Raw genomic sequence first — 19,407 nt, forward strand, 5'->3', positions numbered from 1 at the left:
CAGCGAGTTTTCGTATGATTTTGCGGGGACCTGAGGTAGAGCATGAGATTCCATCGATATTTTTTGATCGGAGCGTTCGGCGCGAGCGCCTGTGGTGCTTTGGCGCAATCGGGATTGTCAGGCCGGCTCCGCGAGGACGCCGTCAGCATCTCCGTCCCGGCGTTCAACGTGGGTCGCGGCGAACACATCCGGCTTCCCCTGTTTCAGGACGCCCAATTCGACATCCGAGTCACCAGCCTGGTGCGACGACCGTCCGGCTTCACGTTGCAGGGAAAACTTGAGGGCGAGGAGCTCGGCACCTGCACCATCACGGTCGAAAACGGAATCGTTTCGGGCGGCATCTGGAGCAAGCGTGGCACCTTTGGCCTGACGCCTGCGGCACCCGCCGATCAAACCGGAATCGCGGTGGCGATTGCCGAGCAACTCGATCCGCGCGAGACCGGCAAGTGCTGGAGTTTCGGGGGTAAGGACATGCTGCCACCGGGAGTTTCGCGCGAAGAGATGAGCGCGCGTTCGCACGCGAGCCGGCGCGGCGCTCAGAGCGCGGCGGTCGCCTCTGCCGCCGCGGCAACGCAGAGCGTCGGCGCGTGCGATTGTTCCGACGACCAATCGATCGTGGACGTTCTCTGCGTCTACACGACCAAGGCGAAGAACGCGGCGGGGGGTGTTGCGAATATTCAATCGCGCTTTCAGAACGCGATCGATGCCGCGAACGGCGCGTACACGCTCTCGGGAATCAACTCGGGAGGAGTGAATCGGCTCCAGCTCCGCGTCGTGGGCTATGTCGAGACAACCTACGACGAAACAGCACCGGATTGGATCAATCACCTGCAACGCATCACGACTCCGGGCGACGGATACATGGACGAGGTGCAGGGGCTGCGCGATCAGTACAAGGCCGACACTGTTTCGCTCGTGGTCGATGACCCGCGCTTTACCGGCGGCGCCGCGTGGTGGGCGCTCTGGGATCAGGGGCAGGCGTATTCGTGCATCAACTGGCGCGCGATGGGCGGCGGCGATCTGCTTCTGGCGCACGAGATCGGGCACAATTTCGGCTGCGCGCACGATCACGCGAACGATGCATCGGCGCCGACGTCGTACGCGTGGGGGTACAACTTCAGCCACAACGGGCAGACATACGGGACGATCATGTCGTACCCCGGCACGGTGCGGCTGCAGCAGTTTTCAAACCCGTATCAGACGCACGCGCTCTCGGGATTGCCCCTCGGCGTACCCGCAGGCCAACCGAACGCGGCATTCAACGCGCTCATGATCAAGCAAACGCGCTGGACGCTGGCGAGCTATCGCGATGCGCCGGGCATCAAGGATTGCAACGGCAACGGAGTTGATGACGCGATCGACATCGCGAACGGCACGAGCCAGGATGCGAACGGCGACTGCCGCCCCGATGAGTGCGAAGAGCGCCGCTATGTCGATGCGCAGACGCCGGGATTTGCGGATCATCTCTCGTGGAGTTCGGCGGCGGGCGATCCGGCCGAAGTGCTCGGAATTGCGAACCTGAACTGCTCGAACATTTCGCAGATATGGTTCGCGGACGGAACGTACAAGCCGGGCAGCGGAGGAACGGATCGTTATGCCGCGTTCTCGCTGCGCTCGGGGCTCGCGCTCTACGGCGGATTCCAAGGCAAATCGCGCGCGGGCGGCGGCGAAACAATGCTGACGCAGCGAGATCCGGTCGCGAATGTCTCCATCATTTCGGGCGAAATCGGGAATCAGGCGGACCCGACCGACAACTCGTATTCACCCGTGAACGCGATCAACACGAACACACACGCGGTGCTCGACGGGTTCACGATCACCAAGGGCTATTCCGACTGGTCGGGAGCGGGGCTCTACATCGAGAACGCTTCGCCACGCGTGAGCAACTGCAAATTCTCGAGCAACCGCGCGGGGTACGGCGGCGCCGTGATCCTGAGTCAGACGAGTTTGCCCGTATTCACCAACTGCCGCTTCGACAGCAACACGGCGGTTTGGGGCGGCGGAGCGATCTTTGTCGAAGATCCTTCGACGCTGGTGGCGGACACGTGCACGTTTATGAACAACGCGGGCGCGTGGGGAGGCGCGGTCGCATCGAACAATTCGCACATCGATATCCGCACGTGCTCGATCACATCGAACCATGCGCTGACGTACAACGGCGGCGCGTTCGATCTGAACGGCGTGACATTCAATCTCACGAATTCGCTCGTCGCAAACAACACGGCGATCGAAGACGGCGGTGGCCTCTGGATCGCCAACGCGACGAACGCCACGATACTGAACTCAACGATCGCAAACAACAACGCGACGAACTACACCGGCGGTGCGACGGTCTATTTCGCGAGCGCGAGCGTGACCAACTCGATCCTCTGGGGAAATACGGGCGGACTGCCGGGTACGCAGGACAAGAATCTGGTCTTGTACAGCTCCGCGGTCACGACGAGCTACTCATCCGTTCAAGGCTGGACCGGTTCGTTCGGAGGCTCGAACAACAACGGGTCGAACCCGATGTTTGTGAATGCCGCGGGCGGCGATTTCTCGCTCGGCGCGGGGTCGGCGGCGATTGATTCGGCGAACGACGCGGCATTGCCGGGTTCGTTCCAGTTCGACCTTGCGGGCAATGTTCGGCGCAACGGCATCCTCGATCGCGGCGCGTACGAATTCGGCTCGCACCTCCCCTGTCCCGGCGATCTCAACAACGACGGATTCGTGGATGACTCGGACTTTGTGATCTTCGCTTCGGCGTACAACATTCTCGACTGTGCCGATCCATCGATGCCCGGCGGCTGCCCGGCCGATTTGAATGACGACGGCATCGTGGAAGATTCAGATTTCGTGATCTTCGCCGGGGCGTACAACGAATTGCTGTGTCCCTGAGCGCCCGACGCAGGTTCCATAGCCGCGGCATGGTGCGAGATCGACAACCATCGCCCACTTCGGCGAACTTGCGGAACCGGATCGAAATGCGAGCGAAAGGTTGAGAGTGCCCAAGCTGGGCCGGGCGGTGGGGGCCCGTTGACAACTCGTGTTTTCGGGCAGGACGCGCGTACGTCCGATCGCGAAGGGGATATTTCCTTCCGTGCAGGTCACGGCGTTCTCATTGAGGTATTTTGCCTCGGTCTTTTCGCTCCTCCGTTGAACGGAGTCCGAGCGCCCTGCCATCCATCCCGTGGTCTCCTCTCTGTCGCGCCCGGCGTCACGGTTTTCCCCGCGCCGGCCGCGGCGGTTTTCCCGCACGCATGTGCGGTTCGGTGTTTCCGTGCGCTGGCCCTGGCGCGGGCCGGTCCTCTGCGCGGATGCTCGTCGGCTTTGGGGCGGGCGGCTCGTGGGGGTTGGGGTGAGGTGGGGGCTGGGGGTTTCGCAGAGGGCGCAGCGCCCGTGTCATTCCGGCGCGGGCGCTGTACCTCTGCCCCGAAAGGGTGGGCGTATGTCCAGACGTGCTTTCACGACTATCGAGTTGATAGTGGTAATTCTCGTCATAGTCGTGTTAGTGGGCATCCTTCTGCCCGCCGCCGGCAGACCACGCGTTAATTCTCGAACGATGAAAGACAGCACTCAAGTGCGCTCCATTCATCAATCCATGGTGACCTGGGCCGGTCAAAACCAGGACAACTATCCGATCCCAAGCGCTATGGATCTTGAAGACACCATTCCCGGGTCGGACACACGTTCTCCGGGGCGCGAAGGGACGAAGTCTGGGAAAGATCTTCCGCGATTCGTCATTTCGTTATTGATGTACTACGGATCGTTCGGCCCCGAGATCGCGGTAAGCCCGAGCGAAGTAAATCCCCTCATCAAGGTCGATCAGTTCTATGAGTTCAACGCTCCGACCGCCGTCGCTCCTGAAAAGCGTTCCAAGGCGATTCTCGATCCCGCATTCGCTTGCTATCCGGACGAAGGAGGAGGCGATGCGGTCATTTCCTCGGCTTCGGGCGTGGCAAGACTTGGAGGATTCTCGTATGCCTTGGTCCCGTTTGTTGGGTCTCGGCGCGCCATGTGGCAATCCACCTTTGATGCGGATCAGGTGATCATTGGCAATCGAGGGCCGTGGTACAAGCTTGACTCGAATGGCACTTGGTCCCTTGATCCGACGGATCGCCGCGGCAAGAACGGCGTGCCCGCGACCGCGTCCAACACGCTCCTGATCCACGGGTCGCGCACCGCTTGGGAAGGAAACGTCGCCCGCAACGACAACTCCGTCGCGTTCGAAACGCGTCCGGACCCGGAGAACATCCCGATCACGTACGGCGCGGCACTCTCAAAGGCGGGCATTCCGAAATACGACAACATCTTCGCGAACGAAGACGAGGGCGGGAACGGCAAGTCGTACTCCCGCGCCGACGATCGGATCACCCCCGCGAATTTCGACAAGCGCAAGAACAATTACCTGCGCTGCTGGGGCGGCGATGGGTCCGGAAGCAACCTGACCTTCGATCCCGCGACCGGCAAGATCAATTCGATTATCGATTTCTGGTACGACTGAAGTCCCACGAACCGAATTCGCTGTACGCTCCCCGCGTGGGAGAACTCTCACACATTCCGGTCCTGTCGCGGGAGGTCGCCGAGGTGCTCGCGCTGCGACCCGGTGAGACGTACGCGGATTGCACGGCCGGTCGGGGCGGGCACGCGGCGCTGCTCGCGCCGCTGACTCAGCCGGGCGGGCGCGTTGTGCTGAACGACGCAGACGCGTCGAATCTGGAATTTGCCGCGTCGATCGTGTCGCGGCGCACTCCCGAAGCAGAGATTCGCCGATTCCAGGGCAACTTCGCGCTCCTGCCTCGGGAAATGGAGTCGAAGGGCATCCGGGCCGACGCCGTTCTCGCCGACTTCGGGTTCTCGAGTACGCAGATCGAGGAGGCGGATCGCGGATTTTCGTTCATGCGGTCGGGCCGGCTCGACATGCGCTTCGACGTGTCGCGCGGCCTTTCCGCTGCGGATCTCGTGAACACGGCCTCGGAGCGGGAGCTTGCCCGAATTCTGAGAGATTTTGGAGAGGAGCCCGCATTTGCCAGGATCGCACGCGCGATCGTCGATGCGAGGAAAACGACGACGATCGCCACAACCGATGCGCTCGCCGACATCATCCGGGGGGTGGCCGGAAAGCGGCCGGGAAGCGGAATGGATCCGGCGACAAAATCGTTTCAGGCGTTACGGATTGCCGTGAACGACGAGATCGGGAGCATCGAGGCATTGCTCGCCCAGATCGCCAGGGCTGCCAGATCAGTGTCCGGTAAGGGTGTTGGGGGGCTGGATGGGCCGGGGGGGGTAGACCGTCTGTGGCTGAAGAAAGGCGCTCGGATCGCCCTGATCACATTTCACAGCCTCGAAGATCGACCCGTCAAGACCATGTTTGCCGATATGTGCAAGGAGGGGTTGGCGACCGATCTCGCGCGGGGCGGCATCACCGCTTCGGACGAGGAAGTCAGAGCCAACCCTCGCGCTCGGTCCGCTCGCCTTCGAGCAATCAAGCTTTCCGCTTGAACGCTCCGGAGGGTGTGCCGCTCGCTACCATGCCCCGCGCGGCAGAGATGACGCGTTGGAGGGATTTGCCGGTCTCGTCGCAAGGAAGCGATGAGAGGCACGAAGAGGAGTAGCCGCGAAAGGGTTCGCGGCCGCGATCGCAAGATCGCACATGCGGAAGGATCCGTCAGACGTGACTCGGGAACTCAAACTCGCACTGATCGTCGGTTTCGCACTGGTCCTGACCGTCGCCATCCTGGTGAGCGATCACCTTTCGAAGGCGCGGACGGCAAGCCTTGCCACCGTGGGCGGGACGCAGAAAGTCGTCGCGAAGGTGCCGGATTCTCCGATCCGCAGCATTGAAGATTTGATTCCCACGCAGTTGCCGCCGGCTGTGGAGGTTGCGGCGCCGCAGGCGACAGCCGAACCCACTGCCACGACTCCCGCCGATTCGGGCGAGGTGTTCGCTCCGATCGTGATCGGGCAGCAGCAGGTGGGCCCGGCGCGCGAGACCAAGTTTGGGCTGGGGCGATCGGATGGCACGGGCTCGCTGAGCGCATCGATTCGCGAGCGCGCGGATAGCACAAAGGGGACCCCGACTCTCGCCGCCGCACCGCAGGGAGTCACCCCGCAGGAAGTTCTGCAGCAAGAGGTCAACAAGGTCGAGGCGAGCAAAGCGGCCCCGCTGGCAGCAGAGAAGACGCACAAGATTGTGGAGGGTGACTCGCTTTACGCGATCGCCCGGAAGTATTACGGCGATGCTTCGCTGTGGAAGAAGCTCGCCGCGGCGAACGCGGGCAAAGTGGGCGACAACGGAAGCGTTCGCGTCGGAAACACGATCGTGATCCCGAGCAAAGATTCGCTGACCGGCAAGGCCGACAGCCGCGTCGCAACGAAGACCGATGCGAAGCCCGAGCAGAAAGCTTCGAAGCCGGAAGCCGGAAAGACCAAGTCCTATCAGGTGCGCCCGGGCGACACGCTCATGAACATCGCGCGTCAGCAGCTCGGCTCGGCCTCGCGGAGCGGCGAGATCGCTTCGATGAACAGGATGGATCCGGATGATGATCTGCTCGCCGGCGCCATTCTCAAACTCCCATCGCACTAAGAGAATCCGGAGGTCGGCGTCGTGAGCGAGCAGCAGCCAGGCAGCGGAGGGCTTCTCTTCAAGCTCGGCTTGGTGGTGCTGTCGATCGGGCTGTGTGCCCTCTCGATGCTGGTCATGCGTCAGGCTCGATTGCAGGCGGGGCACGAGGTGACTCAAACGCAATTGCGGATCCAGCGCGCCGACGAGCAGTTGTGGAAGATGCGCGCAGACATTGCGGCGCTCTCGAATCCGGCTCGCGTGCGCGAGCTCGCCGGCACGATGGGTCCGATGCACGCGCTCATCAATCCGGTCGAGACGAGGTTGAACCCGAGCTTCAACGTCGCCATTCCGATGATTGAAAAGATTCAGCCGGTGACGCGGGCATCGCGGATCGCGCCGGCGAACTCAAAGCCGTCCGGAATAGAAAAAGCCAAGGCGCCGTCCGGGACCGGTTCAACAGAAAAGCCCGGCGACAAGAGCGAAAAGAAACCGGGACACAGCGCTCCTGCGAAGCCGCGCTCCAAGCCCGACTCGAAGACGCCGCCGCGGACAACGGGGGTTTCTCCCACCGGGCTTGCCGCGATCCCCGTTTCCCGCGATCCGGATCTTGACCGGTAGAAGACTCGGCCGGTGGAAAAACATGGCTCCAGAATCAAAAAGTACGGACCGGCGGATCAACACGATCGCCACATTGGCGGTCGGAACCCTGACAGTGCTGCTGTGCCTGCTGCTCGCGCGCGTGACGCAGCTTCAATTGCGACCGCCCGGCGATTTGCGTCGTGAGATGGAGCCGCGCGTGAGCGTCCGAAAGGACCTTCCGATCCGGGGCGATCTTCTCGATCGGCGCGGGCGCATTCTCTCGACGACGCGTGTCGGATACCGGGTCGTCGTCGATCCGACCCAGTTGAAGTCGCTGGATGAAGCGATCGTGAAGCTCGCGCGGGCGACGGGGCAGCGCGAGGATGTCGTCGGCGAGCGGATTCTCTCTCGCGTCAACGAGAACAGACGGCGCGAAGACCTGCGAAAAAAGCTCGAGCCGTTCGCGGAAGCCGGCGCGAACACCGCCCTGCTGACAGCGATCAAGAGCGCCTTCGGTTCTGCACTGGGCAAGGGCAATCCCGAGTCGGCTCCGCCTTCGGAAACCGAAACCCGTCAACTCGCCAGCCAGGAGATCGATGCGGACGCGCCGGCGCCCTCGCTCAAACCCATCCGCTATCTGCCGATGACGAGGCTGCTCTCGGATGAACAGGTTGCGGCGGTGCGCAGCGCGCGGATCAAGGGCGCGATCCTCGAACGCGTCATGGTGCGCGAGTACCCGGGCGGGCCCGAAGTTGCTTCGATCGTCGGGCTCGTTGGTTTCGGACACGTCGGCGTGCTCGGCGCCGAGAGGATGCTGAACAAGCGTCTCTCGGGTTCGCCGGGAACGATCTCGTACGTGCGTGATGCCAAGGGAAAGCCCTTGTGGATCGAGCCCGGACAGGTCAAGCCCGCCGAACCTGGAATCGATATTCGGCTCTCGATCGATTCCGAGATGCAGCGCATCGCTGTCGAAGAACTGCAGCGCGGCATCACCGACGCCGACTCGGCGGGTGGACGCCTCATGATCTTCGATCCGCTGACGGGTGAAGTGCTGGCGATGGTCGACATCGTCCGGCACGTGCCCGATGCGATCCCGTATCCGTGGGCGAAAGTCCTGCCGGCGCTACCCGAAGATCCCGCGGCGGCGACATCGAGCGGCAAAGGGAAAGCAAAGAAGCCCGCACCGAAGAAACTGCGCATCGAGGATCACGGCCCGCCGCCGCCGGCGAGATACATCACGATCCAGCGCGAACAGACAAACGACGATCTCCCGGCGATGCACCGCAACCGCTGCGTCGAAGATATTTACGAACCGGGCTCGACCTTCAAGCCGTTTGTGTGGTCCACGATTACCGAGCTGGGACGCGCGCGCGTCGAGGAAGTGTTCGATACCGAAGGCGGACGCTGGCACACGTCCTACGGGCGCTACATCGAGGACGTCACCAAGCGCGCGACTATGACGTGGGCCGAGGTGCTCATCAATTCGTCGAACATCGGCATGATCAAGGGCGCCGAGCGCCTCTCCTATCAGGAGCTGCGTCAGGCTGTCGTGCGCTTCGGTTTCGGCAAGAAAACAAACATCGGTTTCGCGGGTGAAGCCAGCGGCATCATCACCTCGCTCAAAGATTGGAGCAAGTTCAGCCAGACTTCGGTGGCGTACGGCCACGAGGTCGCGGTGACGCCCTTGCAGATGGTGCGGGCGTTCAGCGCGTTCTGCCGCCCGGGCGAACTCGCGGGCACGCTTCCTGCAGTGCGCTTGACCGCGCAGACTGTCGACGATGTGCGAGGGACGGTGGTCGAGCGCGTTCTGCCGGTGAACATCGCGAACCTGACGCGGGAGGTCATGCAGGGGGTCGCCGCAAAGGTCGAGATGAATCTCGCCAACTCCTCACACGGGAGCGAAGCGGGCTGGAAGTATTCGATGTTCGGCAAATCGGGCACCGCAGAAATCCCGCTCACGCCTCCCGTCGGCAAGAACCTCCGCCGCCCGAAAGGGACCAGCGGGTATTTCGACAACCAATACAACAGCAGCTTCATCGCGGGCGGACCGGCAGAAGCGCCCAAGATCATCGTGCTCTGCGTCATCGACGACCCCGGGCCGTCGAAGATTCGCATCAGGCAGCATTACGGCTCATACGTGGCCGGGCCTGTGGTTCGCCGGACGATGGAGCGGGCCTTGAACTACCTCGGGGTCCAACCGACGACGACCGCGCTCGCGAAGGGCGACACAGCGGGAATGTAAGCGTTTTCAGTGCTCGACCGCCTCCGAGCTGAACCGATGGTTTGGCATCTGATCGCGATTGCCGGCGGGTTCATCGAACCGATAACGACGTGCAAGTGTTTTTGTGTTTTTTTTCGCGCAATGATGTGTTGCAGAAAGCGCTTACAAGAGTTACGATCGTTTAAGACTGCAGTCGGGCGTCTCCGGGACGCGCGAAATCTGCAAGAATTGCTCGTTTTTTCCCGTCAACGTGGGTTGGACGGGCGGCAAGTTTGCACCGAGAGGAGTTCGAAGAGATGAAGAATGTTTTGTTTGTTGCCGCGGCTATCGCTGCGGTCTCAGGCGCTGCTCAAGCGGCGACCACGTACAACGATGCTCAGAACGACCTGTTTGACAACGGGTTCGCCAACTTGGACATCAAGTCGGTGACGGTGAGCCATGACGCGAACAACGTCTACTTCTCGGTGGAGACGCGTGGCTTCGCCAACTGGACGAAGTACATGATCTTCATGAACGTTTCGACCGGTAGCGATTTCACGCCAACGAACGCCTGGAACCGCCCGGTCAATCTCACGACGAACATCAGCCACTACGTCGGTTCGTGGGTTGATCAGCCGAACACCAACCAGCAGAACTGGGCTTGGGACGGCTTCAACTGGAACATGGACGGCGGCACGACGGACAACGATCAGACGCAGATCGGCTCGAACATCGTGAAGTTCACGGTCAGCCGCTCGTTCCTCGGCCTGCTCGGCAACGGCGTGATCCTGTTCGACATCGCCACTTCGGGCGGCGGCGGCACCGATCCGGGCGTCGATCACCTGAGCCGCAACACGCCGGCGACGACCGGCTGGGGCGAGCCCTCGACCTCCGGCACGTTCCTCGCCTACACGGTCCCGACCCCGGGCAGCCTCGCGCTGATCGGCCTCGGCGGTCTGGTTGCGGCGCGTCGTCGTCGCTGAGCCTTCGAGTTTGAACTTTGACCTTCGCAGGCCCCGGCACACTGCCGGGGCTTGTCTTTTTGCTGCCCGATCGATCGGCGAACAATCCGGGCTCAAAGCCGCTACATTCTGCGGCCCACGTGCCGGCAGCCCCGGCGGAGAACTGCCGTGCCCCCGATGATCGAAACGATCAACTTGACGAAGAAATACGGCGAGTTGATCGCGCTGAACAACCTGAACCTCATCATCAACGAGGGTGACTGTTTCGGTTTCATCGGGCCCAACGGCGCGGGCAAAACGACCACGATCAAGATCCTCGCGACGCTTCTCAAGCCAAGCAGCGGACAGGCCAACGTCGCGGGCCTGACGATCGGATACCAGAATCGCCAGATCCGCCCCTTGATCGGCTACGTGCCCGACTTCATGGGCGCGTACGAAGACATGGTGGTCACCGAGTATCTCGAGTTCTTCGCCGCGTCGTACGGCATCCACGGCGGGCAGCGCATCAAGACCGTGAAGGATGTCCTCGAGCTCACCGACCTCACGTACAAGGCCGACGCGGAAGTCAACAGCCTTTCGCGCGGCATGCAGCAACGCCTCAGCGTCGCGCGCGTGCTTCTTCACGATCCGAAGGTTCTGTTGATGGACGAGCCGGCGAGCGGTCTCGATCCGCGCGCCCGCATCGAGATGCGTGAACTACTCAAAGAGCTCCGCCGGATGGGCAAGACCATCCTGATCAGCAGCCACATCCTGCCGGAACTCGCGGAGCTTTGCAACGTCGTCGGCATCATCGAGCGCGGGCAATTGCTCTTCAGCGGCACGGTCGACGAGATCGTGCGCCGCGCGAAGATGGGTCACATTCTGCACGTCGGTGTCACCGACCGCGTCGAAGAAGCGGCGAAGGTGATCGCGGCCATGCCGGGCGTGAAGAAAGTGGTGCTCACCGATGCGGAATCTCCGGGCGCCGCGGTGAACGGCGCGGGAGTTGGTGGGGGGGGGGCTGCGGGTGGTGGGGGCGCGAAGAGCAACGGGCACGCGACCAAGATGATCGTGGCCGACTTCGATGCCGCCGGGGGCAGGAACTACACGGATATTCCGAACGTGCTGATCAACCAGGGATTCCGGATCACGAAGTTCACCGAAGAGCCGGTGAACCTCGAAACCGCGTTCATGCGTTTGACCAAGGGGCTCGTGCAGTAAGTTGATCAAAGCTGGCGGTTCGGCCGGCCGAGGATTCTTCGCTCACATGAGCATCACGATCAGGCGATTGGCTCCGATAGACGCTCTTGACTACGTCACTCTCCGCCGCGAGATGCTCGCCGACTCTCCGTGGTCGTTCCTCGCGAGCCCGGAACAGGATCGCGGCTGCGATCTCGAAAAGGTGCGTGCGTCGCTCGCGCGGGAAGATGCCGCCATCTTCGCGGTTCGCGAAGGCGACCGCCTCGTTGCCGCGGCAGGTGTCGTTCGCGACGAGGCCTTGAAAAAGCGGCACATCGCGACGATCTGGGGCGTCTATGTCGCGCCGGGAGCGCGCGGGCGCGGGCTGGGGCGTGCAGTCGTGTGTGCCGCGATGGATGCCGCGCGATCATGGCCGGGAGTCGGATCGATCCATCTCGCGGTCAGCTCGAACGCACCGCTGGCGCGCCGGTTGTACGACTCGCTCGGATTTCGGGAATGGGGCTACGAGCCCGACGCCGTGCGGATCAACGGTGTTTCATACGGCGAGCATCACATGGCGATGGCGCTTGACAAACAGCCCTAGTCAGGGTGCGGCGCCGCCAGTCGCCTCCGGCGGCAGGCGCGACGCTTGGATGAAGACTGGGCCGTAGTGGAGCAGTAGCCATTTCCACCGGCCGTAAAGAGTCGAGAGGCCGACCACCGTCAGTGTTTCCGTCGCCTCGTCGTAGATCGCAACCGGACCTCCGGACATCCCGTTGATCCGAAGCGGCGCTTCGCTTCGGAAAATGATCGTTTCGTGCGGCCCAAAGTCACGAACGGCGATTCCCTTCACGATCGTAACGCAACGGGCACCGAGTCGCTTCCCTCGAGTTCCGGAGCGTGCACATAGCCGAACGCATAGATCGTCGTGCCCTGGGCGATCGGCAAGACGCCGTCGAAGCGGATTCGCGATCGGAGCGGGTTCATCAATTGAAGTTCGAGCGAAGTAGGCTGGCTTTCGGAAGGGAAAGCACCATTTGCAATGTCCGGACGAAAGAGGAGTGTGTCATTCGCGGAATCGTCGCGGTAAAGCACGTCCGCGCTCACCGCGGTCTCATTGACAAGGATCAGCGGTCGGGTGCCTCTCCGCCAGCGTTCATCGAACACGTGCGCCGCCGTGAGCATGAGCCCATTTGGGAGAAGCTGCGCGGATCCGACGCTGTCGGCGGACATGCCCGTAAGTTTGCAGCGAGCATCAACGTCGCGCTGAATAGTCGTCACGGATGCGACGATCGCGGGACCGAACTGCCGGACACAAACCGGGATTTCGGCAGCGGCTTTTTCGCGATCTGAGAGCGTGTTGGATGTCGAGCATCCCGCGAATTCCATGCACGCGAGAAGCACAAGCAATACGCGCGGAGACTTGACTGAAATGAAGCGGCATTTACGCAGCACCCACGGCAAGTTTACAACGGCCGGAGATGATTCCTCACATCTCTCGTGGAGGAAAACAATCATGCGTGGGTTGCTTCGGGGCGGTCTTGCAGGATTGGCGGCATGGAAGCTGGGAGGAGGGATCGTTTCCACCATCCTGATTTTCCTGCTGATCTTTTGGTTGCTGGGCCGGATTTGATGGGGGATTCGTTGCTGTTTTTTTGTTGCTTGTGCGCGGGCCCGCCGGTGGTGGCGAAGTCGATGTCCGCCCGTGTTGGAGAGGATGGGAAAGAGGCGCAGGCGGCCCGTGCTCGAAACAGCGCGGGCCGCTCGCTTTTTTGCCCGATTCGGGCCTGAGATTTCCTCGTCCTGCAGGCCGCCCGTGGGGCTCCCCCTCGTGGAACGCGATACCGCATCTTTGCGGGTTCCATTCGGTAGAATGTGAACTCACGAGTGCTTTGTTTTCTTCCGGTCGCCCACCGGGAATTGGGCGGGAGAAACTCGATGAAATCGAAGGTTTGGATGATGAGCGGAATGGCGGCGGTGCTTGCCGCGGGATTGGTTGTGTCGGTTGCGAACGCCGGCGATATTCCGGCGCCCCCTCCGACCAAGCAGGAGCCGGTGCGCGACGACATTTTCGGCATCGAGTACGTAGACAACTACCGCTGGCTCGAGGGAGACAACAGCGATCCAAAGAACATGGGCACGGAAACGCCGGAGGTCGCGGCGTGGACCGACGCGCAGAACGCGTACACGCGCAGCGTGCTCGACAATCTGCCCGGCCGCAAGGCGGTCGAAGACAAGATCCGTCCGCTGATGGAAGTCGGCTCGATTTCTTCGCCGACGATGCGCGGCAATCGCTACTTCTTCAGCAAGCGCGAGGCGAGTCAGAATCAGCCATTGGTCTACTACCGCGACGGATACAAGGGGGAAACGAAGCTGATTCTCGATCCGGCGACGATCGATCCGAGCGGGCTCGTCACGATCACCTGGTACGTGCCGAGCCTCGACGGCAAGAAGCTGGCGTACGGCACGTATCGCGCGGGCGATGAAAACGCGACGCTCCACATCATCGATGTCGACAGCGGGAAGAAGAGCGACTTCTCGATCCCGAATAAGGTGAGCAGCGTGAGCTGGCTTCCCGACAACTCGGGGCTCGTCTATCGCAACCTCGCCGACCCGAACAACCCCTACAGCGGACAGGTGATGTTCGTCGGCATCGATCAGGATCTGAGCAAGGCTCAAACCATCCTGCGCCAATTCACCAAGGACGAGAACGCCAAGCTCGCGACGACGTACGGCCCGGGCGGCGGGCTCGATCGCGATGGCAAGTGGCTCGAACTGAGCTACTCGACCGACACGCGGAACAACGACCTGTGGGTCGCCGATTTCGAGGAATTCCGGAAAACCGGAAAGGTGAACAAGGTGGACATCCTCGTCGGCGAAAAGGCGTCGGCAAGCGCCGATATCGTCGGCGACACTATGTTCCTTCAGACGACTCTGGATGCGCCGAACGGACGCGTGTTTGCGATCGATCTCAAGAATCCGGATCGCAAGAACTGGAAGGAAATCATCCCCGAGCGCAAGGATGCGAATCTGACCGGCGTAAGAGTGTCCAAGAGCCGGATCGCGGCAACGTATCTGAAGAACGCCAGCAGCTCGATCGAGACTTTCGACTACGCGGGCAAGCCGACGGGCAGCCTGAAACTCCCGGGCATCGGCAGCGCGGGAATTTCGACGGAAGAAGATCGCGACGAGGCGTATCTCTCTTTCAGCAGTTACAACTACCCGACGAGCATCTTCCGCGTCGACCTCACCAAGCCCGACGCACAGCCGGAATTGTGGGAGCGCCCGGCGGTGCCGGTTGATCCGAGCACCGTCGAAGTCAAGCAGGAGTGGTTCAGTTCGTCGGGTGGCGCGCGCATCCCGATGTTCATCGTCCACAAAAAGGGCCTCAAGCTCGACGGCAACAACCCGACCATCCTGTACGGGTACGGCGGATTCATGATCAGCCAAACGCCGTCGTTCAACGCCTCCAATTTCCAGTGGTACGACGCCGGCGGCGTGCTGGCCGTGGCAAACCTGCGAGGTGGCGGCGAATTCGGAACCGCCTGGCACGAGGCGGGCAAGCTCGGCCAGAAGCAGAACACCTGGGACGATTTCCAGGCCGCGGCGGAGCATCTGATCAACAGCGGATACACCAGCCCCAAGAAACTGGCGGTCATGGGAGGCTCGCAGGGCGGTCTGCTCGTCGGTTCATTTGTCACGCAGCGCCCCGATCTCTGCAAAGCGGCGCTCTGCCTCGTTCCTCTGAACGACATGCTCCGCTATCAGAACTTCCTGATGGCGCGCTACTGGGTGCCCGAATACGGCAGCGCCGAGAACAAGGAACAGTTCGAGTTCATCCGCAAGTACTCGCCGTACCAGAATGTCAAGAAGGGAACGGCGTATCCGGCGGTGCTCGTCACGGCCGGCGAACACGACGCGCGCGTGCACCCGCTGCACGCACGCAAGTTCGTCGCGGCATTGCGCGAAGCCACGAGTAGCGGGCTCCCGATTCTCTACTGGGGCGACAAGGACGCGGGACACGGACAAGGAAAGCCGCTGAATCTGCGGATTCGTGATCTCGTCGATCAGCGCGTGTTCCTGATGTGGCAACTCGGCATGCTCGAAGGCGACAACTGAGCCCCCGGGTTCGCGCGGCATCCGGGGGATCGTCCCGGGCTTGTTCCCGGAATTCGGGCTTCGCAAAAAGCATGAATCGCAGGGCCGGAACGCTCCGGCCCTGTTTCTTTTTGCGCGAATCCCGGATTCGGGGTATGGACCGTGATGGGATCGGCCGTTATGGTCGATGGCTCGTGATCGGGAGTTTTCTGGCCATCTTCGCCGCGGTGCAATTCGCTCTGTCGATGCGCGACGCCGAGGCTCCGGCGCACGGCCCTTCAAAGATCCCGACATTCACAATTCCTGTGCTGATGTACCACCACGTCCGCGAGCCGGGCCCGGGTCTCGCTGACGCTGCATCGCTGCGGTTCGCCGTCTCGCCGGTCGAGTTCGAGAAGCAGCTCGACTACTTGCAGCAGAACGGCTACACCACGATCGATACCAAACGGCTGGAGGTGTCGATGCGAACGGGTTTGGCGTTGCCGCCGCGTGCGGTCATGCTTACGTTCGACGACGGATGGGAAACACAATTCTCGACCGTCTATCCGCTTCTCCGCGAGCGCGGCATGGTCGGAGTCTTCTTCGTGCACACCGGCGTGATCGGCGAGCAGCCGGGTGCCGCGATGTCGTGGGACGATGTCTGCCAGATGGAAGACGACGGGATGGACATCGAGTGCCACACGGTCTCGCACCCATCGCTGCCCCAGCTCGATGCGCCGGCGCTCGAGCGCGAACTCACAGACTCGCGCGCGATTCTGGAGGCAAAGCTCGGCCGGCCCGTGACCGCGCTCGCCTATCCCTACGGGGATTTCACCGAGCGTGAAATCGAAGCGGCGGAGCGAGCGGGATATCGGCTGGCCTTCTCGACCGAAGTCGGGCTTGTTCAGCGGTTGGACGAACCGTTCGAGATTCACCGCACGATCGTGACCTTCGGCGACTCGACGGACGACTTCGCGATCAAATTGACCGAACTCGATGGAAGCCGCGCGCTGCTCGACTATCGACCGTCGATCACGCCCGTACCCGCGGCACGGACCGCGCACGTGCAGTAGTCGGAACCAGGCTCACCCCAAATCTTGGACGATCACCATGCGGCTTGCAGAATCACGGCGCGTCGTTCGCCGGCGCTCCCGGCGACGTCGCCCGGGAATCGCGTGTGTATTGCAGGAACCACTGCCCCAGGTTGAAATTGCGATACGCCGCATCCCACGAGTTGTGATTCGCATCGGGAAGCAGTGTGACCTTGATCGGAATCAGATTCTCAAGACCGATCTGGCGCTGCTGCACCGCATCCACGATCGCCGTCGTCTGCTCCGGCGGCACAACGTCGTCTTTCAGACCGTGAAAAGCCCAGATCGGAAGATCCTTGACGCGGATCGCGATCGACTGCGGCAGAAACTCATTTCCCATCTTGCGGTAGTAGCCGCAGATGGGGACGAGCGCTGCCCATTTGTCCGGATAGAGCGCGCCCAATGCCCAGGTCCCGGCGCCGCCCTGCGAGAGCCCCGTCAGGTAGATCCGGTTCGCGTCCACGTTGTATTCCGACTGAGTCCTCGCAAGGATGTCGAGCACGAGTTGCTTGTGATCCACCCACTGGCTTTGTGAATCGGGCTTCTGCGGGAAGATCGCGATGAAAGGCCACTGGTCCCGGTTGAGCTGGATGGCGCTCCCGAGGCCGACGGCGATCTGCTTCTGTCCGTCGGTTCCGGATTCGCCGCTGCCATGGAGAAAGAGAATGGTCGGCGTCGGAACAGAAGGGTCGTAGTCGCGTGGAACGTAGACTGCGTAGAGGCTCTTTCCCCCGGGTCCTCTGTCGTGCACCTCGATTTCCTTGAACACAAATCCTTCGGTCGCCATGGGAAAGGTCTTTGTTTGCGGCGCACCCGAACCCGAGTCGCTCGGCGCATTGCGTGTGCAGGCGGCGAGCAGCAATCCGAGCAACGCGAGTGCGAGAGTGCGCATGGTGTGCCTTGTCGAGAGGGTGGGGTGAGCGAACAGAATAGCCGCTCGGCACGTCCCTGCGCCGGGTTCTTGAATGTTTCATCGAAATGAAACGGCGCTCGTAAGGTTGGATCGGTCAGGAAATACCGTTGGTGACTTGTCCGGAGAAAACCGCGGCGATGCACGTTGAGAGTTGGAAAATCCGTCGGCTCTTGGTGCTCGATGCACAGCAGATCGAGCAGCTTTCGGATGTCCTCCTGGATTGTGTCGAAGGGGGCGCCTCGGTCAGTTTCATGCTCCCGATGACGCGCGAAAAGGCGCGGGCGTTCTGGCAGAAAGTTGCCATCGGGGTCGCGGCGAACGAACGCGTGTTGCTCATTGCGGAGGACGCGCACGGAGTCTGTGGCACGGTCCAATTGATTCTCGACCTGCCCGAGAACCAGCCGCATCGCGCCGATCTCGCCAAGATGCTCGTGCACCGAAGAATGCGCCGCTGTGGTCTCGGCGCCGCGCTCATGAAAGCTGCAGAGGCCGCCGCACTCGAATGCGGGAAAACGCTGCTTGTACTCGATGCCGTCACCGGCGGCGACGCCGCACGCCTCTACGAACGGCTCGGCTGGGTGAAAGTGGGGGATGTCCCCAACTTCGCGCTCTTCCCCGACGGCAGGAAATGCGGCACCACATACTACTACCGAGCGCTCGCGTAGCGGCGCTACCGCGCCGGAATCGTGAGCACCGGAGCCCGTTGATCCGTCGCGCTCTCCTGCATCCGAAGACCGACGAGCAGGCGCAGGATCTTGAACGCGCGCTTGCTCTTCGTGTCGGTCGAGTCGACGTAGTACCACCATCCGCGGAACGGAATCGCCACGACGGCGTTCTTCGGATAGGACTTCGATGTGCGGATGGTCATGAGGCGATCCTCGCCTTCGATTTCGGAATCGAGGGGTGCCGCGACGCCTGCGCGCTGCTCTTCCTCCGGAATCTCGATGGAGCGGCCCGCCATGCGGATCACGTCGAGGGCGGATCGCAACTGGATGCGGATCACGCTCGACCCTCCGGCGCCCTCGTTGACGCTCATCGGTAGAACAAAGTCGCGCCCGTCTGCATTGACATCGGTGATGCTGAGGATGTCGAGAACTTCTTTGACTTCGGCTTTGTACGCGTCGTATCCGCTGATGCGAACGCAGAATTCCGGATTCGCCGGCGTCGATCCCGCGCACTGGCCGGTCGTGACCACGCCCGCTTTCCGAAGCTTGGCTTGGAGCGTGAAGAAGCGCTCCAACTTGTCGGACACGGGCGCATCCATCGGATTGTCCAGTCCGTTGATACGTCGATAGAGCTGGCGCATCCAGATCGCATCGTCTTGTGCCGCGCCGAGCAGCAACATCGCCTGCGTCAGGGTAATCGGTGTGAGCATGCGGCTGAGAAAGAGCTCGCCGCTGAGCGGGATATACGAAATCGTCGGGCTCTCTTCGTACGCGACGCCGGCCGAGAGAGGCACCAGGTTGCCGGAGTAGTTCTCGCCGGGGCCGATGCCGATGTTCCCGTTGACGTTCGCGCTGACCCGGATGCTCGCCGTCACGCTCGCGACCGTCAGCATCCCGAATGTCTGGTCGTAGCGCTCGCGCACGATCACGTTCAGTATCTGCTCGTCTTCGGTGTTGTTGATCACTTCGTTGTAGACCGCGCGACCGTTGGCGATCGACGCCGGGCCCGCGGCGGCGCAGCCCACAAGCAGCCCGACGCTCGCGACGAGCAGAGCCGCGCCCACGTTCGAACGCGCTCCGCGAAGCAGAGCCGCGCCATGCCGCGACGCGCCGAATCCCGCACCGTGTTTGTTGTTCAGTCGCACGCGCCCGCCTTTTCAATGAGTGTGCCGGGAGGTTTCACCTCGAAGAAAATCGGCAGTTTCGGCCGTTTCGCTG

16 protein-coding genes are annotated in these 19,407 nt (G+C 62.2%); 12 read left to right on the forward strand and 4 right to left on the reverse strand.

The window, feature by feature from the left end; translation table 11 throughout:
* The first annotated feature begins 42 nt into the window (after positions 1-42).
* From KF691_06305 to KF691_06345, 9 genes are all read left to right on the forward strand, one after another.
* Positions 43-2,877: a hypothetical protein gene (locus KF691_06305; protein MBX3389052.1), complete on the forward strand. Its 2,835-nt coding sequence runs from the start codon at positions 43-45 to the stop codon at positions 2,875-2,877.
* Between the two features lie 664 nt (positions 2,878-3,541).
* Positions 3,542-4,483 carry a hypothetical protein gene (locus tag KF691_06310; GenBank protein MBX3389053.1) on the forward strand — a complete coding sequence of 314 codons (942 nt, stop codon included), beginning with the start codon at positions 3,542-3,544 and terminating at the stop codon, positions 4,481-4,483.
* Positions 4,484-4,518: 35 nt separating this feature from the next.
* Complete coding sequence (gene rsmH / locus KF691_06315; GenBank protein ID MBX3389054.1) at positions 4,519-5,481, forward strand: 16S rRNA (cytosine(1402)-N(4))-methyltransferase RsmH; 963 nt, start codon at positions 4,519-4,521, stop codon at positions 5,479-5,481.
* A 172-nt stretch (positions 5,482-5,653) separates the two neighbouring features.
* The gene (locus KF691_06320; GenBank protein ID MBX3389055.1) at positions 5,654-6,565 is read left to right on the forward strand and encodes a LysM peptidoglycan-binding domain-containing protein; all 912 of its coding nucleotides are present in this window, start codon (positions 5,654-5,656) and stop codon (positions 6,563-6,565) included.
* A 21-nt stretch (positions 6,566-6,586) separates the two neighbouring features.
* Entirely contained in the window at positions 6,587-7,162 is a 576-nt protein-coding gene (locus tag KF691_06325) for a hypothetical protein (protein MBX3389056.1), read from the forward strand.
* 22 nt (positions 7,163-7,184) lie between these two features.
* Positions 7,185-9,365, forward strand: coding sequence for a penicillin-binding protein 2 (locus tag KF691_06330; protein ID MBX3389057.1), 2,181 nt, complete (start codon positions 7,185-7,187; stop codon positions 9,363-9,365).
* 275 nt (positions 9,366-9,640) lie between these two features.
* Positions 9,641-10,306 (forward strand): PEP-CTERM sorting domain-containing protein, encoded by a 666-nt coding sequence (locus KF691_06335; protein ID MBX3389058.1) that lies wholly within the window; start codon positions 9,641-9,643, stop codon positions 10,304-10,306.
* Positions 10,307-10,462: 156 nt separating this feature from the next.
* On the forward strand, positions 10,463-11,485 hold the full coding sequence (locus KF691_06340; protein MBX3389059.1) for an ABC transporter ATP-binding protein: 1,023 nt from the start codon (positions 10,463-10,465) through the stop codon (positions 11,483-11,485).
* A gap of 46 nt (positions 11,486-11,531) precedes the next feature.
* Positions 11,532-12,047, forward strand: coding sequence for a GNAT family N-acetyltransferase (locus tag KF691_06345; protein ID MBX3389060.1), 516 nt, complete (start codon positions 11,532-11,534; stop codon positions 12,045-12,047).
* Here KF691_06345 and KF691_06350 read toward each other — a convergent pair whose 3' ends face one another.
* Both KF691_06350 and KF691_06355 read right to left on the reverse strand, forming a co-directional pair.
* Positions 12,048-12,296 carry a hypothetical protein gene (locus tag KF691_06350; GenBank protein ID MBX3389061.1) on the reverse strand — a complete coding sequence of 83 codons (249 nt, stop codon included), beginning with the start codon at positions 12,294-12,296 and terminating at the stop codon, positions 12,048-12,050. It lies immediately after the preceding gene.
* Entirely contained in the window at positions 12,293-12,898 is a 606-nt protein-coding gene (locus KF691_06355; GenBank protein MBX3389062.1) for a hypothetical protein, read from the reverse strand. Before KF691_06355 ends, KF691_06350 begins: the two co-directional genes overlap by 4 nt.
* Before the next feature lie 483 nt (positions 12,899-13,381).
* Here KF691_06355 and KF691_06360 point away from each other — a divergent pair, with 483 nt between their 5' ends.
* A complete protein-coding gene (locus KF691_06360; GenBank protein MBX3389063.1) occupies positions 13,382-15,562 on the forward strand; it encodes a S9 family peptidase in 2,181 nt (726 codons plus the stop codon).
* 134 nt (positions 15,563-15,696) lie between these two features.
* Positions 15,697-16,593, forward strand: a complete 897-nt coding sequence (locus KF691_06365; protein ID MBX3389064.1) for a polysaccharide deacetylase family protein — start codon at positions 15,697-15,699, stop codon at positions 16,591-16,593.
* 52 nt (positions 16,594-16,645) lie between these two features.
* Here KF691_06365 and KF691_06370 read toward each other — a convergent pair whose 3' ends face one another.
* Entirely contained in the window at positions 16,646-17,503 is an 858-nt protein-coding gene (locus tag KF691_06370) for a hypothetical protein (protein MBX3389065.1), read from the reverse strand.
* Positions 17,504-17,661: 158 nt separating this feature from the next.
* Between KF691_06370 and KF691_06375 the strand changes: the two genes are divergently transcribed.
* On the forward strand, positions 17,662-18,189 hold the full coding sequence (locus KF691_06375) for a GNAT family N-acetyltransferase (GenBank protein ID MBX3389066.1): 528 nt from the start codon (positions 17,662-17,664) through the stop codon (positions 18,187-18,189).
* Positions 18,190-18,194: 5 nt separating this feature from the next.
* Here the strand turns inward: KF691_06375 and KF691_06380 are convergent, their stop codons facing one another.
* Positions 18,195-19,253, reverse strand: a complete 1,059-nt coding sequence (locus KF691_06380; protein MBX3389067.1) for a hypothetical protein — start codon at positions 19,251-19,253, stop codon at positions 18,195-18,197.
* Positions 19,254-19,407: the final 154 nt, after the last annotated feature.

The sequence above is a fragment of the Phycisphaeraceae bacterium genome (genome assembly GCA_019636555.1).
In the GTDB taxonomy this organism is placed as follows: Bacteria; Planctomycetota; Phycisphaerae; order Phycisphaerales; family UBA1924; genus JAFEBO01.

Excerpts from the sequence above, each read along its gene's own strand:
- KF691_06305 (MBX3389052.1), top strand. The coding sequence starts at position 43 with ATGAGATTCCATCGATATTTTTTGATCGGAGCGTTCGGCGCGAGCGCC.
- KF691_06335 (MBX3389058.1), top strand. The coding sequence starts at position 9,641 with ATGAAGAATGTTTTGTTTGTTGCCGCGGCTATCGCTGCGGTCTCAGGC.
- KF691_06370 (MBX3389065.1), bottom strand. The coding sequence starts at position 17,503 with ATGCGCACTCTCGCACTCGCGTTGCTCGGATTGCTGCTCGCCGCCTGC.
- KF691_06345 (MBX3389060.1), top strand. The coding sequence starts at position 11,532 with ATGAGCATCACGATCAGGCGATTGGCTCCGATAGACGCTCTTGACTAC.
- KF691_06375 (MBX3389066.1), top strand. The coding sequence starts at position 17,662 with ATGCACGTTGAGAGTTGGAAAATCCGTCGGCTCTTGGTGCTCGATGCA.
- KF691_06330 (MBX3389057.1), top strand. The coding sequence starts at position 7,185 with ATGGCTCCAGAATCAAAAAGTACGGACCGGCGGATCAACACGATCGCC.
- KF691_06340 (MBX3389059.1), top strand. The coding sequence starts at position 10,463 with ATGATCGAAACGATCAACTTGACGAAGAAATACGGCGAGTTGATCGCG.
- KF691_06365 (MBX3389064.1), top strand. The coding sequence starts at position 15,697 with ATGGACCGTGATGGGATCGGCCGTTATGGTCGATGGCTCGTGATCGGG.
- KF691_06360 (MBX3389063.1), top strand. The coding sequence starts at position 13,382 with ATGAAATCGAAGGTTTGGATGATGAGCGGAATGGCGGCGGTGCTTGCC.
- KF691_06310 (MBX3389053.1), top strand. The coding sequence starts at position 3,542 with ATGAAAGACAGCACTCAAGTGCGCTCCATTCATCAATCCATGGTGACC.